Origin of the sequence: Catellatospora sp. IY07-71 (assembly GCF_018326265.1) — a bacterium.
Lineage (GTDB): Bacteria > Actinomycetota > Actinomycetes > Mycobacteriales > Micromonosporaceae > Catellatospora.
Genome location: NZ_AP023360.1, coordinates 1,664,654 through 1,679,570 on the forward strand (window position 1 = coordinate 1,664,654; position 14,917 = coordinate 1,679,570).

A 14,917-nucleotide genomic window follows, 5' to 3' on the forward strand; every position below is an offset into this window, starting at 1 on the left:
AGCGGCGACGGCACGTGCGTATGCGTTGCGCGGGACTGCCCTCGGCTGCGCGCGCCGGTCCCGTGGAGAGGTTCACACGCTTCTTACAAGCGTGTCAATAGTTTGATGTGCCAACGAACTAGCGTCCTATGTGACCGGCGGCGGGACGGCTGTGAGGCCCCGTGCGATCTTCGATCACATAGGAGACATTGGTTAGGTGCAGGTTGCCCGGCCGTTGTAGGGTTCGCGCGCAACCCTCAACCCCTCCGGAGCCCGATCATGAGTGAATACACCCCCCAGGTGAACCTGATCAGCCGGACCGGTGCCGGCGTGGTCGGCGGTGTCGCCGGCGGCCTGTTCCTGGCCCTGGCGCTGCAGATCACCGGTCACATCAAGCCGTATGCCCAGCTCGTCGGCGAGACCGACGCCTCCACCGCGTGGGTGATGGTGCTCGTCGTCGCGGGTGCGACCGGCGGCCTGTTCGGCGCGTTCGTCGGCAAGTTCATCCGCGGCCAGATCGTGCCCGCCGTGGGCACCGGCCTGGTCTGGGGCATGATCACCTGGGCCGTGCTGGCGATGCTGCTGCTGCCGACCTTCGGCGACGGCGGCGTGTTCAGCATCAAGGACGCGGGCGGCATCGTCATCCTCGGCGTCTACGTCGTCTTCGGCGTCATCACGTCGATCGTGTACGCGATCGCCGGCCCGCGCCGCCGCCACTACTACCGCCGCCGCCGCGAGGTCGGCTTCGTGATGGCCATGCCGTCCATCCGCCGCCGCCGTCGCCGCCGCTCCGACGAGGACCTCGTCGAAGAACTCGAAGACTGAAAGAAAGAAAAGGAAGGGCACCTTCTTGACGGATTCCGTAGAAGAAGGTGCCCTTCTTAACGTTCCGGCCGGTGGTGCTCCGGCGGAACGCCGGTCAGAGGGCGCGCGCGATCTCGGCGAGCACGTCCGACGGGACCTCGACGACCGTCTCGTGGTCGGGGATGTCGAGCTGGCGCAGGGCGTCGGGATCGGTGACCCGCCAGCCCTGTACGACGAAGGTGTCCCGGTCGGTGCGGTAGAGCGACGGGCAGTTTGTGTCGCCGGACAGCACCGTCTTGCGGATGAAGGTCAGCTGCACCCGGTCAGCTTAGCGAAGAAAAGGGACAAATAGCGCACACGGCGCGTCAGCCTCGCCGGACCGCCCACAGCGCCGCCTCGGTGCGCGACGCCGAGCCGGTCTTGCGCAGCAGATTCGACACGTGCACGGCCACCGTCCGGATGGAGATGTCCAGCTCGCGGGCCATCTGCTTGTTCGACATCCCGGCCGCGAGGCAGCCGAGGACCTCCTGCTCGCGCGCGGTCAAATCGGCCGGCTCCGGCGTGGCGGCCGTCCGCAAATGACCCGGCAGCGGCTCGCGCAGCAGGGCCGCCGCGTCCCGCCCGGCCGTCGCGGCCAGCAGCTCGACCAGCCAGTACGGATTGCCCCCGGTGCGCTCGCGGACCGCCGCGGCCAGCTGCGCGGGCACGTCGCCGTGCACCTGCGCGATGATCCCGGCGATCTCGGCCGTGCCCAGCGGGGGCAGGTGCTGCCGGATCGCGCCGGGCGCGCCGGACAGCCGGGCCAGCGTGCGGGCCACCAGCTCCGGCGAATCCGCCGAGTCGGGCAGCCGGCTGGTGACCAGCAGCAGCGCGGGCAGGCCGGGCGCGGTGGCCAGCTCGCCGATCAGATTCAGGCTGGCCGGGTCGAGCGCGTGCAGGTCCTCCACGACGAGCACCGCGGGACCGGTGCCGACCAGTGCGCGGACCGTCCGCACGGCCAGCCGCAGCAGCGCCTCGGGCGCGTAGCGCTCGTTCGGCGCGTGCGGATCCTGCGCCAGCCAGGCCAGACCTCCGGCGGGCACCGGCAGGTCGTGGGTGTCGCGGCCGCTGAGCACGGCGGCCAGCCAGTCGTACGGCGCGGGCGAGTGCAGCCGCGCCGCGCCGGACAGCACCACCGCCGGGGCCGGTGAGAAGGCCGCCACGGCGCTGGCCGCCAGCCGGGACTTGCCGATGCCGGCCGCGCCCGTGATGAGGACGACGTCGGGGCGGCCGCCGGAGCGCGGCCCGGACCAGCGAAGCAGCAGCTCCTGCCGCTCCGCCTCACGCCCCACCATCGACACCGCGGTCACCGCTTCACCTTACGTACCAGGCGCACGGCGCGGCGCACGCCGGTGAGCGGCCGTGCGCCAGGCCACGGTCGCCGCGCGGTCGGAGATCCGTACCGTTTACCGGGTCCACTCGGCCCGTCCACGCCGCTGATCAGGGTCGCAGCGGTGGCGACGCGCGGGCGGGGCAGGATACGTACAACTGCTTAAAGACAAACGGCCCTCTTATAGGCAGGCTATGGGGCATGACCGTGATCCTGCACGCCGTCGCCCGCACCGACGTCGGCCTCGTCCGCGAGAACAACGAGGACTCGGCCTACGCGGGCAGGCGGTTCGTGGCGGTGGCCGACGGGGTCGGCGGCTCGCCGTCCGGCGAGGTGGCCAGCCAGATCCTGATCGAGTCGCTGTCCCCGCTGGAGCAGGATCCGGCCGAGAACGGCGCGGACGCGCTGCTGGCGACGCTCGCGGTGGCCAACGGCCGGATCCGCGCCGCGATCGACGCCGACCCGGCCAGCGACGGCATGGGCACCACGCTGACCGCGCTGCTGCTCGGACCGGACCACGCCACGCTGCTGCACGTCGGCGACTCGCGCGCCTACCTGCTGCGGGAGGGGCGGCTCAGCCAGCTGACCGTCGACGACACCCTGGTCCAGGCGATGGTCGAGCGCGGGCTGCTCAGCCCGGAGGAGGCGCGTCACCACCCGCACCGGTCGATCATCACGCAGGCGGTGCAGGGCCGGGAGTTCACGCCGACGGTGATGGCGCTGGTGCTGGCCCCCGGTGACCGGTTGCTGCTGTGCAGTGACGGGTTGTCCGACATCGTGGCGGATGAGGCGATCGCGGAGGCGTTGGCCGCCCCGGTGGACCCCGGCGCATGCGCCGACCAGCTGATCAAGCGAGCGCTCACGGCCGGTGCGCCGGACAATGTGACCGTGGTCGTGGCCGATGTCACAGCCGAGGGTTAACTGAGCGCAGCCGCCCGCTGTCGTCCTGTGTCGTGGGACGGCGGGCGGTTGAACGGCGGTTGAACAGGCTCTCTAGCCGCTGCTAACATTCCCGGGTCCGGTCCACCCCTCGCAGTCTGTACGGCCACACCCCAATTCCGCCGGTTCACGGCGGGTTCTCCGCGGGCCCGGGTGGCCCTGCCATGGCCGTCGGCTGCTCCACCGCTCGGAGCCTCACCAATGATCGACGGGGATCGTCTGACCACTGTCGCTGTCATCCTTGCGGGTGGGACCGGCGAGCGCATCGGCCTGAAGCTGCCCAAGCAGCTCATCAAGGTCGCCGGCAAACCGGTGCTGCGGCACACGCTGGAGACGTTCGTCGCCACCGACCGCATCGCCGAGATCATCATTTTGATGACCCCGAACTTCGTCGAGGACGTCGAGAAGATCGTCGCCGACCTCGGCTCCGACAAGCCGATCACCGTGCTCGCCGGCGGCTCGACCCGCAGCGAGACCACGATGAAGGCCATCGCCGCGCTGGACGGCCGCGAGTGCAACATCCTGCTGCACGACGCGGTGCGCCCGCTGGTGGACCAGCGCATCATCGGCGACTGCGTGACCGCGCTGGGCAGGCACGAGGCGATCGACGTGGCCATCCCGTCGGCCGACACGATCATCGTGACGGAGCCGGCCGAGGGCGGCGAGATCATCAGCGACATCCCGGACCGCGCCAAGCTCCGCCGCGGCCAGACCCCGCAGGGCTTCCGGCTCTCGGTGCTGCGCCGGGCGTACGAGCTGGCCATGCAGGACCCGGACTTCAAGGCCACGGACGACTGCGGCGTGGTCCGGCGCTACCTGCCCGAGGTGCCGATCTACGTGGTGCACGGCAGCGAGCAGAACATGAAGATCACGCACCCGGTCGATATCTACCTGGCCGACCGGCTGTTCCAGCTCGGCTCCCACCTCGCGCCGGTGCAGCCGACCCGCGAGGCGTACGAGGCGGGCATCGCCGGGCGCACCGCGGTGGTGCTGGGCGGCAGCTACGGCATCGGCGGCGAGACGGCCGACCTGCTGGAGTCGTACGGCGCGAAGGTCTACCGGTTCAGCCGGAGCCTGACCGGCACCCACCTGGAGAACCCGGCGCACGTCAAGGCCGCGCTCGCGCAGGCGTACGCGGAGACGGGCCGGATCGACTTCATCGTGAACACGGCCGGTGTCCTGCACATCGGCAAGATCGACGAGGTGGACGAGTCGATCATCGACGAGACGGTCCGGGTCAACTACCTCGGCCCCGTCGTGCTGGCCCGCGAGTCGCTGCGGTACCTGCGCGAGACCCAGGGTTCGCTGCTGTTCTACACGTCCAGCTCGTACACCCGCGGCCGCGCGGACTACTCGCTCTACTCCTCCACCAAGGCCGCGATCGTCAACCTGACGCAGGCGCTGGCCGACGAGTGGTCCGACCACGGCGTGCGGGTCAACTGCATCAACCCGGAGCGCACCCGCACCCCGATGCGCACCAAGGCCTTCGGCGACGAGCCCGAGAACTCGCTGCTCGACGCCGGCACGGTCGCGCTCACCTCGGTCGACGTGCTGATCTCCAGCTGGACCGGCCACATCATCGACGTCCGGCAGGGCGAGCGCAGCGCCGGCCCGGTGGACCCGTACACCTTCCTCGCCGAGGACATGGAAACCCCCTCCGAGGGTTCCCGCTGGTAGTGAGCAGCGCCGTCCGGCCCGCGCCGGACGGCGTCCTGCCGTACCCGGTCACCTCCCGCGCAGGCACAACCGCGAAAGGATGCACTTGATGGTCAGCGATGTCCGGCGCGTGCTCGGCTCGAACCTCCCCGGAATCGCCCTCACCGGCCTCATGCTCGTCTCGATTCCGCTCGCGCTGGCCACCGCCGCCGTGGGCTGGGCCGCGCTCACCGCGCTGGTGGTGGCCGCGGGGCAGTTCGCCGAGTGGTACACCCGGCGCGACGAGTTCGACAAGCTGCACCGGGTGCTGGCGCGGGCCTCGTTCGACGTGCACCTGCGCAGCGCGCTGCGCACCGCGGCGATGCCGGTGCTGCTGCTGGGCCTGGCCGAGTCGGCCCCGCTGGTCATCGCGACCTGGTGTGCCTGGCTGCTGTGGCTGATGGTCTCCGCGATCGGCCTGCTCACCGCGGCCCGCGAGCTGAACCAGGCGGGTGCCGCCGCGCGCGGCATCGGCGTCAAGGCGCTGGAGCCGCGGGTCGGCTCCGACCCGACCTCGGGCAACTGGCCGCACACCGCGGCGGTGCTGGTGCTCGCGGCGCTGGCGCAGTGGTCGGCCGAGGCGGCCTGGCTGGGCGCGGCCGGCATCACCGCGGTCTCCGCGGTCTACCTCTACTCCCTGGCCCGGCGCATCCAGCGCACGCTGCGGCTGTCCGGCACCCGCCGGATGAAGGCGATCAACAAGGCGCTGCGCGAGTACCGGCCCGAGGTCGTGCTCTACGCGGGCGGCCAGGCCAGCACCGGTTACCAGAGCAACGTGTGGCTGCCCACGCTGGACGGGCTCGACCAGCGGGTGCTGGTGATCTTCCAGAACCCGGCCCTGTGGAACGAGCTGAAGCCCAGCAAGACCCCGGTCATCTGCGTGCAGAAGGCCGCCGAGTACCTGACGCTCGACGTGTCGTCGGTGAAGCTGGTCATGTTCCCCGGCAACAACGGCAACAACATCAACCTGCTGCGGCTGCCGCACCTGCGCACCACCTTCGTCGGCCATGGCGACAGCGACAAGCTGGCCAGCGTCAACCCCTTCACCAAGGTGTACGACGAGATCTGGGTCGCCGGTCAGGCGGGCCAGGACCGGTACGCCACCGCCGGGGTCCCCATCCCGGCCGACCACTTCGTGCACGTGGGCCGGCCGCAGCTCACCCAGCTCGCGCAGAAGCTGGCCGCCGCCCCGCCGCGGCAGCGCACCGGCACGCCGACCGTGCTCTACGCGCCGACCTGGGAGGGCTGGACCACCGAGGAGCACCACACCTCGCTGGTGCGCTGCGGTGTCCAGATCGTCAAGGCGCTGCAGGCGGCGAAGCCCGGGGTGCGGATCATCTTCCGGCCGCACCCGCTGACCGGCACCCGCAGCCCGGCCGCCGCCGCGGCGCTCAAGGCCGTGATCGACCTGCTGCCCGAGTCGGACATCTCCTACCCGGGCCAGGGCGAGCTGTACGACTGCTTCGCCGAGGCCGACCTGATGATCACCGACGTGTCCAGCGTGGTCTCGGACTTCCTGTTCACCGACAAGCCGTATTCGGTGGTCAACACCAGCGGGCTCAGCGACGAGGACTTCGTCGCGGAGAACCCGAGCATCTCCGCGTCGTACCTGATCGACGGCAACCTCAACGGCCTGGCCGCCGCCCTGGACGCGGCGCGCGCCGACGAGTTCGACGTGCTCGCCGCGAAGCGGCACGCGCTGCGCACCTACATCCTCGGGCCGACCGGTTCGGACGAGCCGTTCCAGAAGGCCGTCGACCAGGCCATCGCCATCAACGACCTGAAAGAGAAGAAGCGAGTCACCGTATGAGAGAGCGCCTCGGGCGGCTCCTGGCGGGCGCACCGGTGGCCCTCACGGACGCGGCCGTCATCTCCTTCGCCGGGTGGACCGTGCTCTACCACCTCGGCTTCTTCGTCTCGGCCCGCCCGTCGATCCTCTTCTGGACGTGGCTGGTGCTGACCGTCGCCGGGACGGCGTTCAGCCTGCGCCGCCGGGCCGCGGCAGCCGCCGCGCCGGTGGCCGGGGACGCTCCGGCCGCCGAGCAGCCGGGTGCGGCGGGCGGCGCCGCCGCGCGCCGCCCGCTGCTGCTGAAGGTCGCCCTGGTCGCGGCCGCGGGCGCGGCGGTGCTGGTCGCGTACCTCACCTCCGGCTGGTCCTGGTGGCTGGCGATCGCGCTGGGCCTGGTCGCCTGCGCCGCCACGCTGACCGCGACCGGCTTCTCGCCCCGCCCGGCCGCGCCGAGCACCACCACCCCGCTGCAGGGCGCGCTGGTGCTGCTGGCCTCGCTGGGCATGGCGGCGATCGCGCTGGTGCTCAACCGCAACTCGCAGGACGACGTCTTCTACGTCGGCAAGTCGGTGTGGATCGCCGAGCACGACCTGATCCCGCTGCGCGACTTCCTCTTCACCGACCAGGTGCTGCCGGGCCTGTCCTCGCAGCCGCCGATCTCGTCGTTCGAGGCGTTCGCCGGGGCCATGGGCGCGGCCACCGGCCTGCACGCCTCCTCGGCGACCTGGTTCGTGCTGCTGCCCGTGCTGGCGATCGTCGCGTCGCTGGCGCTGTGGCGGCTGGCCCACCGCTGGGCCCCGCGCCGACCGCTGCTGGTGTTCGGCATCGGCCTGGCGTACCTGCTGCTGGTGGCGGGTGAGGACGCGGCCCTGGGCACGTTCCACCTCCGCCTGGCCGAGGGCAAGGGCATGTTCGTCTCGGCGATGATCCCGCTGGCCTGGGTGTACCTCACGGATCTGGTGGAGCACCGGGCGCGGCGCTCGCTGTGGCTGCTGGTCGCGCTGTCGATCGCCTCGGTGGGCCTGTCCACCGTCTCCGTCATGCTGCTGCCGGTGATGGCCGGGGCGGCCTGGGTGATCCTGCTGCTGATGCGCCGGGTCCGCGACGCGTTCGCGTCCGCGCTGGCGCTGACCGTCTACCCGGTCGCCGTCACGGTCGCGTTCCGGCTCTGGCTGGGCGGCATGACCGAGGAGATGGCGACCCTCCAGTTCTACGACGCGCGGGGCACGCTGGCCCGTACGGTCCTGGTCGGGGTGATCGGGCTGATCAGCGCGTTCGCGCTGTGGGCCGGGGCGCTGTTCGTGCGCGACGGCGTGCCGCGGCTGCTCACCGCCGGTGCCGTCACCACGCTGACCGTGCTGCTGATCCCCGGGGCCATCGAGGCCATCCACGGCTTCACCGGCCTGGGCCCGGTGCTGTGGCGCCTGCCCTGGATCGTGCCGTTCCCGGTCCTGATCGGCATGTACGTCGCGCTGCCGTGGGAACGGTGGCTGCGGCTGGAGGCGCGGGGCGGCCTGGCGCCGCAGGCGATCCCGGTGGCGGTGGCCGCCGCGCTGGTCGGGGTGCTGGTGTTCGCCGGCACTCCGATGTGGAGCAGCAAGAGCCACGTCTTCGTCGACCGGGCCACCGCGCTGCGCATCCCGGTGCCCGCCTGGAAGATCCCGGTGGGCCGCAAGGTGGCCGCGTTCTGGATCCGCGACCTGGACCGTCCCGCCGGTTACCTGCTGGCGCCCAGCATCGTGATGCGGGCCATGCCGATGGTCACCAGCAGGGTCCCGGTGGTCATGGCCCGCGACGGCTACCTCATCGAGTACGGCTGGGAGAGCGAGTTCGCGCTGGACCGCCGCAAGCTGAGCGCCTGGGCCGACGGGAACTCCGACGCTTCCGCGGCCGAGCTCACCGCGGCGATGAAGCGGGTCGGCGTGGGCACGGTCTGCGTCTGGGACAGCAACGACAAGGCGATGGCGATGGCGCCGGAGCTGGGCCTGACCGAGCTGGCGTCCCGTCCGGACCCGAACGGCATGGTCTGCTACACGGCGGCTCCCGCCGCCTGAACGACGACCCCGCAGGGGCCGGACCGGGAAACGAGCAAGCCGCTCGCGGACCGTGGTCCGGCCCCTGCGGTGTGCACGGACCCTGTCGGCCTGCCTCATCCGCCCGGTGCGTCCGCAGCGCATCGACGGCTGATTGTCGCCTCAGCGGGCGCACCTTAAGCTGGCGCGGCCCACGCGCATGATCGCGATCACGGGCCTTGTCGTCAACGGGGAGAACGATGCGAACCATGCTGCAACGAGGCCTGCTCGGCCTCGCCGTCGTGGCGGCGACCGCCGCGACCGGCCTGCCCGCCCACGCCGACACCACGCCGCCGACCCGGTTCACCTTCGCCGGCGAAGGCTGGAGCGCCGTCTCCGGCGCGCAGGCGTACGCCTACACCAGCACCACCGCGGGCACCGCCATCACCGTCACGTCGAGCGAGTCCCACGTGCGGGTGCAGACCACGGGTGGCAACGAGATGACGCCGTCGGGGCAGGTCCCTGGCAAGGATTCCTGGGACCTGTCCGTGGCGGTGCCACCGGGTAAGACTCTCGCGGTCGGCACCTACACCGCGAAGAACGAGTTGCCGAGGACGGGCGCCTACCTGTCCTTCTGGGGCAATCACCGTGCCTGCGCCACCGAGTACGGCAGTTTCACCATCCACGAGCTGGAACTTGTCGGAACCACCGTGACCAGGATCAACCTGACGTTCGAGCAGAACTGCCAGGTGACGGTGCCGACCCGGGGCCGGGTGCTGTTCGGCGTGCCGGACCTGACCGCGCTGCCCAGGCCGATCGCGGAGGCGGCGGCGGTCACGGTGGAGCAGAACGTCGAGCTGATCCAGTGGATCCCCGCCCGCTCCCTGAGCAAGGTCCGGGTCCCCCGGGTCAAGGCCGTCGGCAGGGGCACGCTGACCTGCCCCGGCGGGGGGTACACGATGAACATCGCGCTGATCCAGCCGCAGGAGCCCGCAGGGGTCTCCAGCTCGGTCCAGCTGACGGGCCAGTGCACCGGGACGCCGCAGCCGTGGAGTGGGACGTTCAACGTCGAGGGCACCGGGACGTTCGAGGCCGGGGCGGCACGGATCCACGTCAGGCTGATCGCGGACGCGTACACGTACTACTTCTTCGAACGCGCGCCGCAGTTGGTCATCGCCCAGCCGGTGGTACTCGGCACGCCGGTGCGCCTCAACGGCGAGGTCGCGCCGTCCACCGGCACAAGCGTCACCGGCGGGCCGCTCGATGCGGTGCGCCCCAGCGGTGTCCGGCAGCCGAGTGCCCCGAGGTCGAGCCCCGGCCGTACCCGAACGGCATGAACTGCTGCACGGCAGCGCCGAAGGCCTGACGAACCTGTGTGCAGTTTCCGGGAAACTGCACGAAAGAGCGGCCGAGATCCTGCAGTCTCCCGGAAACTGCACGCCGGGCCGGATCCGCGTGACGCGCGGATCCGGCCCGGCGTCGTACGTTGGGACGGTCGGCACCCGTCTGCCGGCTGATTGTCCGGTCAACGTGCGGGCCTTAGGCTGGCGCGGCCCACGCGCATGATCGCGTCTATTCGGGCTTCTCGACTTCTCCGACGGGGGAGAACGATGCGCATCACGTTCCAGCGCGGCCTGGCCGGGCTCGCTGTCCTGGCCGCGATGGCTGTGGCACCGGTCACCCCGGCGCACGCCGACGACGCGCCCGTCGCCCGGCTCACCTTCTCCGGCGACGATCACGTCGCCTACAACAGCGCCTACGCGTTCACCAGCACGACCGCCGGCATGAACATGGGTGTCTACCTCAACGACAACGGCGGCCGGATCTTCGTCAGCGTCTACGGCCCCAGCGAGGTTTGGCACAAGCCGCAGTCCGGCGTCACGACGGACAACTTCCACCTCACGCTCGCGGCCCCCTCGGGCGAGCAGTTGGCCGTCGGGACATACCAGGACGCCTATCGGTGGGGCTCGGGGACGGCGAACCCGACGATGGAGCTGTCGGGCAACGGCCGTGGCTGCTGGCAGCTCATCGGCAGCTTCACCGTCCACCAGCTGACGGTGGTGGACGGGGCGGTCAAGAAGCTCGACGCCACCTTCGAGCAGCACTGCGAGATGCACACGGAGGTGGTCCGGGGCCGGCTGCTCGTCGGCATCGACGACATGCCGCCGTTGACGGCCGACCGCCCGGTGCCGGAGGTGAACGAGGCGGTGGCGCTGCAGACCTGGCTGCCCACGCGCTCCGTGCTGAAGATGCGGGTGCCGCAGCGCCGGGCCGTCGTGACCGGCACGGTCACCTGTTCCGGCGGCGGGACGTTCACCTACCGCGGCGCGATCGTGCAGGACAGCTCGGCGTCGGGGAGCTACACCGGCACCGGCCCCTGCACCGGGTCGCCCGAGCCCTTCACCGCACACGTGGTGAGCACCTCCGGCGTGCCGTTCCGCAGCGGGAGCGCCTCGGTGACGATCGAGGTCTTCCCGACCACGGACGCCTACTACCTGCTGGGCGGCGAGGACCGGTTCCTCGACATGCAGTACTGGGCAACTGTCGGCCAGCCGCAGAGCATGAACACCGGGTCGGCGGCGGCACAGGACGGCCCCGTGGCCGCCGAGGCGCGCCCGGCCGGTGCCGTCACCGGATCACACCTGCTCGTCCGCAAGCCCATCCGCCGTCACTGACGGCAGCCTAGGTCCGAGCCTCATCCCTTTCGCCGGCCGGCACCCGCGCCAGCGCCCGAGCGGCCGGTGACCCCCAGCAACCTCAAACAAACGGGGAGCATCATGTACACACTGCTCAAGCGCGGCCTCGCCGGCCTCGCCGCCGTCGCCGCCATGGCCGTCGTGCCCGCCGGGTCCGCCAGCGCGGCGGACGAGCCCGTCGTGCGCTTCACCTTCTCCGGCAACGACTACATCGCCGGGGGCGAGTCCTACGCCTACACCAGCACGACCGCCGGGACCACGCTCAAGGTCACGTGGAGCGGTCAGCGGATCCACGTCGACCTGCAGGGCTGGAGCGAGGTGCCGCACAGCGTGCAGAGTTCGCCCGACGGGCCCGACTGGTTCACGCTCGATCTCGCCGCGCCGTCCGGCCAGACCCTCGCCGTGGGCACCTACTCCGGCGCCCTGGAATACCCGTTCAACGGTGCGAGCCCGGGTATCCAGCTCGGGGGCAACGGGCGTGGCTGCGGCAGCAGCGGCGGCTCCTTCACCATCCACGAGCTGGTCGTGACCGACGGCGTGCTGCAGCGCCTCAACGCGACCTTCGCACAGAGCTGTGACGCGTCCAAGGCCGATCGCGGGCGGATCCTGGTCGGCATCGACGACATGCCGGCGCTGCCCGTGCTGGTCACGCCGAAGGTGACGGCGAACCCGGCCGTGTCCCTGGCCGCGTGGATGCCCACTCGCGCGGTCTCGAAGCAGCGCGTGCCGCGGTACACGGCGACCGTCCGCGGTAGTTTCACCTGCCCCGCGCCCGGCACCTTCAAGATCGACGGTTATCTGGCGCAGTTCCAGGAGTACGGGTTCGCCCGCGGCACGTTCCAGGTCACCGGCGCGTGCACCGGGTCGCCCGTGGCGTGGTCGGTCGCGCTGCAGAGCACCGACATCTCGCCGTTCATGAGCGGGCCCGCGATCGTGGGCGGTACGACCAAGGTCGTGGGCCACGAGGACCCGTACTACTTCCTGACCGCCGGCCAGGCGGGCGACCTGCGCCAGGACGTGTCGGTGAGCCAGCCGACCTGGTTGAACACCATCGTCCGCAGGCCGGTGGCGAGCGGCGCTGCCCCGGCCCCGGCGCTGCCCCGGCCCCCCGCCGTCACCACTCGTCCGAGCGCCCCCGCTGTCGCGCGGATGCGCTGACCCTGAGGAGAACGATGCGCACCGCACTCCGACTCAGGCACGGCCTCGCCGGTCTCGCCGGCCCCGCAGCGTCCGGCGCGGCGCCGCGACTGCCGGCGCGACGCTGACGGCGGTCGGTGCGACACCGGTTCGACTTTCGGTTGGGCCGTCCCTCGGCCGGACGGCTCAACCTGCGGATTCGGGTGGCGGGTGCACCCTCGCATACTGGACTTTTGTTTCTTCGCAACGCTTTCGTCTGACAAGTGTGGGGAATCGGGGTCACAAGGCCGGTTCCCTGGGTTGACCGATCTTGTTAGGGTGTGCGAGCACTCGGATGCAGCTCATGACCTCATGGCTGCGATCGCAGAAGAGAACCCGGCCCGTAGGCCGGACACGGGGATTCAGTCGATTCACCAAGCAGCGGTATCCCACCCCTCTTGCTGTTATCGATCATCGTCCAACTACTCGACCGCTACCGAGGCCGCGGCCGACGTCCGGCCGCGCGAAAAAACCTGGGGACGACGGGAGAAGTCAGTGTCAAACGAGGACAACCCTCGCTGGTCGAAGGGCCGCCGGGTAGCCGGCGCGCTCACCGGCCTGGTGCTGGGCGGGGCGGCCTTCCTGCTGCCCACGGGTGTCGCCAGCGCGGCGCCCGACGGCCTGCCGCCGCTGCCGGCCAACGCCAAGGACATCGCCCTCGAGCACAGCAGGATTCCGTCCGGGGCGCAGAAGGCCACCGCGCCGATGCCCGTGGCCGGTACCAACGGAGCGGCCTTCAGCGGCCGTGCCACCATCAAGACCGGCGACTCGCGCATCATCGGCGGCGGCGAGCCGGCCGACCCGGCGGACCACCCTGGCGTGGTCGCGGTCCGGTCCTACTTCGTCGCGTGGGACGAGGACGGCAACGCCGGGTGGTACTACAGCACCTGCACCGGCACCGTGCTCAGCTCCACCAAGGTGCTGACCGCGGCGCACTGCAACGTGGACCTGCCCTTCGGCACCACGTTCGTCATCGCCGGTGTCGCCGACGCCCGTGAGGGTGTCAGCTGGAGCACGGGTCAGGTGGCGCGCGTCGGCAGCACCTGGACCGACCAGCGCTACAACTACAAGGCGCAGTACGACGCGTGGGTCGCCCACGCGACCCCGCCGCCGCCGCTGCACGACGTGTCCGTGCTGACGCTGAAGGACCCGCTGAACAGCGCGTACACGCCGGTCACGCTGGCCGACCAGGGTGCGGCGGCTCCGGCCGACGGCACCATGGCGACCATCGTCGGCTTCGGCACCACCGACCCCGACGGTGACACCCCGGCCGGCGTCCTGCACGCCGCCGAGGTCCCGGTCCAGCAGAACTCGGACTGCACCGCCACCTACGGGTCGATCTTCAACACGACCGCGATGATGTGCGCGGGCTCGCCGAACGCGTCGACCCCGGAGAACGGCGTCGACACCTGCCACGGTGACTCGGGCGGCCCGATCTTCGTGGACGGCAAGCAGATCGGCGTCACGTCGTGGGGCTACGACCCGTGCGCCAGCACCTACGGCGTCTACGCCCGGGTGAGCAGCTACTCCAACGACATCAAGGCTGACATCACGCGCAACGGCCTGGTGAACCTCGACTGGACCGGCGACGGCCACAGCGACTTCCTGGTCCGCTGCAAGACGACCGGTTGGGCCTGCGCGGCCTCCGGCCGGGTGGTCATGGTCAGCGGTTCGGGCCTGGGCACGGACGGTTTCGGCGGCATCAGCGGGTACGACTTCGGCTCGTTCGGTGGCGGCTGGAACATCTACACCAAGCTCATGCGGGTGACCAGCTGGAACAACGACAAGAAGCCGTCGATCATCGCGCGGGACGCCAACGGCGGCCTGTGGCAGTACAAGATCGACGAGGATGCGACGGACGCCAACAACGCGCCGTTCTACCCGCGCATCAAGATCGGTTCCGGCTGGAACATGTTCAACGACATCATGGTCACCAACAACTGGATGGGCGACGGCATGCCCAACCTGATGGGCCGCAAGCCCAACGGTGAGCTGTGGATCTACACCAGTGACGGCATGGGCGGCTGGAAGAACCCGTCCGGCACCAAGATCGGCACCGGCTGGGGCATGTTCAACACCATCCTCACCCCGGGCTCGTGGCAGGGCGACGGCTTCCAGACCCTGCTGGGCCGCAAGCCCGACGGCCGGCTGTACATGTACAACAGCAACGGCGCCGGCGGCTGGCAGAACCCGTCCGGCACGCAGATCGGCTCCGGCTGGCAGATGTTCACCACGTTCATGTCGCCCGGCGACTGGAACGGTGACGACATGATCGACCTGATGGGCGTGAAGTCGGACGGCACCGTCCGGCTCTACACGACCAACGGCAAGGCCGGCTGGATCGACGGTGCGGGCAAGGTCATCGACACCGACTGGCAGATCTTCGACCGGGTCTTCTGATCCGGCGGGTTCCGCTGAAGTAGTGCACTGGGAAAGGCCCCGCGGGTGACCGCGGGGC

11 protein-coding genes are annotated in these 14,917 nt (G+C 70.8%); 9 read left to right on the forward strand and 2 right to left on the reverse strand.

The window, feature by feature from the left end; translation table 11 throughout:
* The first annotated feature begins 258 nt into the window (after positions 1–258).
* On the forward strand, positions 259–804 hold the full coding sequence (locus CS0771_RS07660) for a hypothetical protein (RefSeq protein WP_212840370.1): 546 nt from the start codon (positions 259–261) through the stop codon (positions 802–804).
* A gap of 94 nt (positions 805–898) precedes the next feature.
* On the opposite strand, the gene CS0771_RS07665 is transcribed toward CS0771_RS07660, so the two are convergent.
* Both CS0771_RS07665 and CS0771_RS07670 read right to left on the reverse strand, forming a co-directional pair.
* Positions 899–1,102: a hypothetical protein gene (locus tag CS0771_RS07665; protein ID WP_212840371.1), complete on the reverse strand. Its 204-nt coding sequence runs from the start codon at positions 1,100–1,102 to the stop codon at positions 899–901.
* A 46-nt stretch (positions 1,103–1,148) separates the two neighbouring features.
* Positions 1,149–2,132: an AAA family ATPase gene (locus CS0771_RS07670; protein WP_244870665.1), complete on the reverse strand. Its 984-nt coding sequence runs from the start codon at positions 2,130–2,132 to the stop codon at positions 1,149–1,151.
* A gap of 221 nt (positions 2,133–2,353) precedes the next feature.
* Here CS0771_RS07670 and CS0771_RS07675 point away from each other — a divergent pair, with 221 nt between their 5' ends.
* The 8 genes from CS0771_RS07675 (at position 2,354) to CS0771_RS07710 (ending at position 14,859) form a co-directional block, all read left to right on the forward strand.
* Complete coding sequence (locus CS0771_RS07675) at positions 2,354–3,073, forward strand: PP2C family serine/threonine-protein phosphatase (protein ID WP_212840372.1); 720 nt, start codon at positions 2,354–2,356, stop codon at positions 3,071–3,073.
* 219 nt (positions 3,074–3,292) lie between these two features.
* Complete coding sequence (locus tag CS0771_RS07680; RefSeq protein ID WP_212840373.1) at positions 3,293–4,768, forward strand: bifunctional cytidylyltransferase/SDR family oxidoreductase; 1,476 nt, start codon at positions 3,293–3,295, stop codon at positions 4,766–4,768.
* 88 nt (positions 4,769–4,856) lie between these two features.
* Complete coding sequence (locus CS0771_RS07685) at positions 4,857–6,596, forward strand: CDP-glycerol glycerophosphotransferase family protein (protein WP_212840374.1); 1,740 nt, start codon at positions 4,857–4,859, stop codon at positions 6,594–6,596.
* Positions 6,593–8,629: a DUF6077 domain-containing protein gene (locus CS0771_RS07690; RefSeq protein ID WP_212840375.1), complete on the forward strand. Its 2,037-nt coding sequence runs from the start codon at positions 6,593–6,595 to the stop codon at positions 8,627–8,629. The genes CS0771_RS07685 and CS0771_RS07690 overlap by 4 nt, the downstream gene beginning before the upstream one ends.
* Positions 8,630–8,856: 227 nt before the next feature.
* Positions 8,857–9,924 carry a hypothetical protein gene (locus CS0771_RS07695; protein ID WP_212840376.1) on the forward strand — a complete coding sequence of 356 codons (1,068 nt, stop codon included), beginning with the start codon at positions 8,857–8,859 and terminating at the stop codon, positions 9,922–9,924.
* A gap of 273 nt (positions 9,925–10,197) precedes the next feature.
* On the forward strand, positions 10,198–11,262 hold the full coding sequence (locus CS0771_RS07700; RefSeq protein WP_212840377.1) for a hypothetical protein: 1,065 nt from the start codon (positions 10,198–10,200) through the stop codon (positions 11,260–11,262).
* A gap of 102 nt (positions 11,263–11,364) precedes the next feature.
* The gene (locus CS0771_RS07705) at positions 11,365–12,441 is read left to right on the forward strand and encodes a hypothetical protein (RefSeq protein WP_212840378.1); all 1,077 of its coding nucleotides are present in this window, start codon (positions 11,365–11,367) and stop codon (positions 12,439–12,441) included.
* Between the two features lie 513 nt (positions 12,442–12,954).
* Positions 12,955–14,859, forward strand: coding sequence for a trypsin-like serine protease (locus CS0771_RS07710; RefSeq protein ID WP_244870666.1), 1,905 nt, complete (start codon positions 12,955–12,957; stop codon positions 14,857–14,859).
* Positions 14,860–14,917 lie beyond the last annotated feature (58 nt).

What these genes read in the sequence shown, in the direction of transcription:
- CS0771_RS07705 (WP_212840378.1), top strand. Translation starts at nt 11,365, where the DNA reads ATGTACACACTGCTCAAGCGCGGCCTCGCCGGCCTCGCCGCCGTCGCC.
- CS0771_RS07695 (WP_212840376.1), top strand. Translation starts at nt 8,857, where the DNA reads ATGCTGCAACGAGGCCTGCTCGGCCTCGCCGTCGTGGCGGCGACCGCC.
- CS0771_RS07680 (WP_212840373.1), top strand. Translation starts at nt 3,293, where the DNA reads ATGATCGACGGGGATCGTCTGACCACTGTCGCTGTCATCCTTGCGGGT.
- CS0771_RS07685 (WP_212840374.1), top strand. Translation starts at nt 4,857, where the DNA reads ATGGTCAGCGATGTCCGGCGCGTGCTCGGCTCGAACCTCCCCGGAATC.
- CS0771_RS07700 (WP_212840377.1), top strand. Translation starts at nt 10,198, where the DNA reads ATGCGCATCACGTTCCAGCGCGGCCTGGCCGGGCTCGCTGTCCTGGCC.
- CS0771_RS07675 (WP_212840372.1), top strand. Translation starts at nt 2,354, where the DNA reads ATGACCGTGATCCTGCACGCCGTCGCCCGCACCGACGTCGGCCTCGTC.
- CS0771_RS07690 (WP_212840375.1), top strand. Translation starts at nt 6,593, where the DNA reads ATGAGAGAGCGCCTCGGGCGGCTCCTGGCGGGCGCACCGGTGGCCCTC.
- CS0771_RS07660 (WP_212840370.1), top strand. Translation starts at nt 259, where the DNA reads ATGAGTGAATACACCCCCCAGGTGAACCTGATCAGCCGGACCGGTGCC.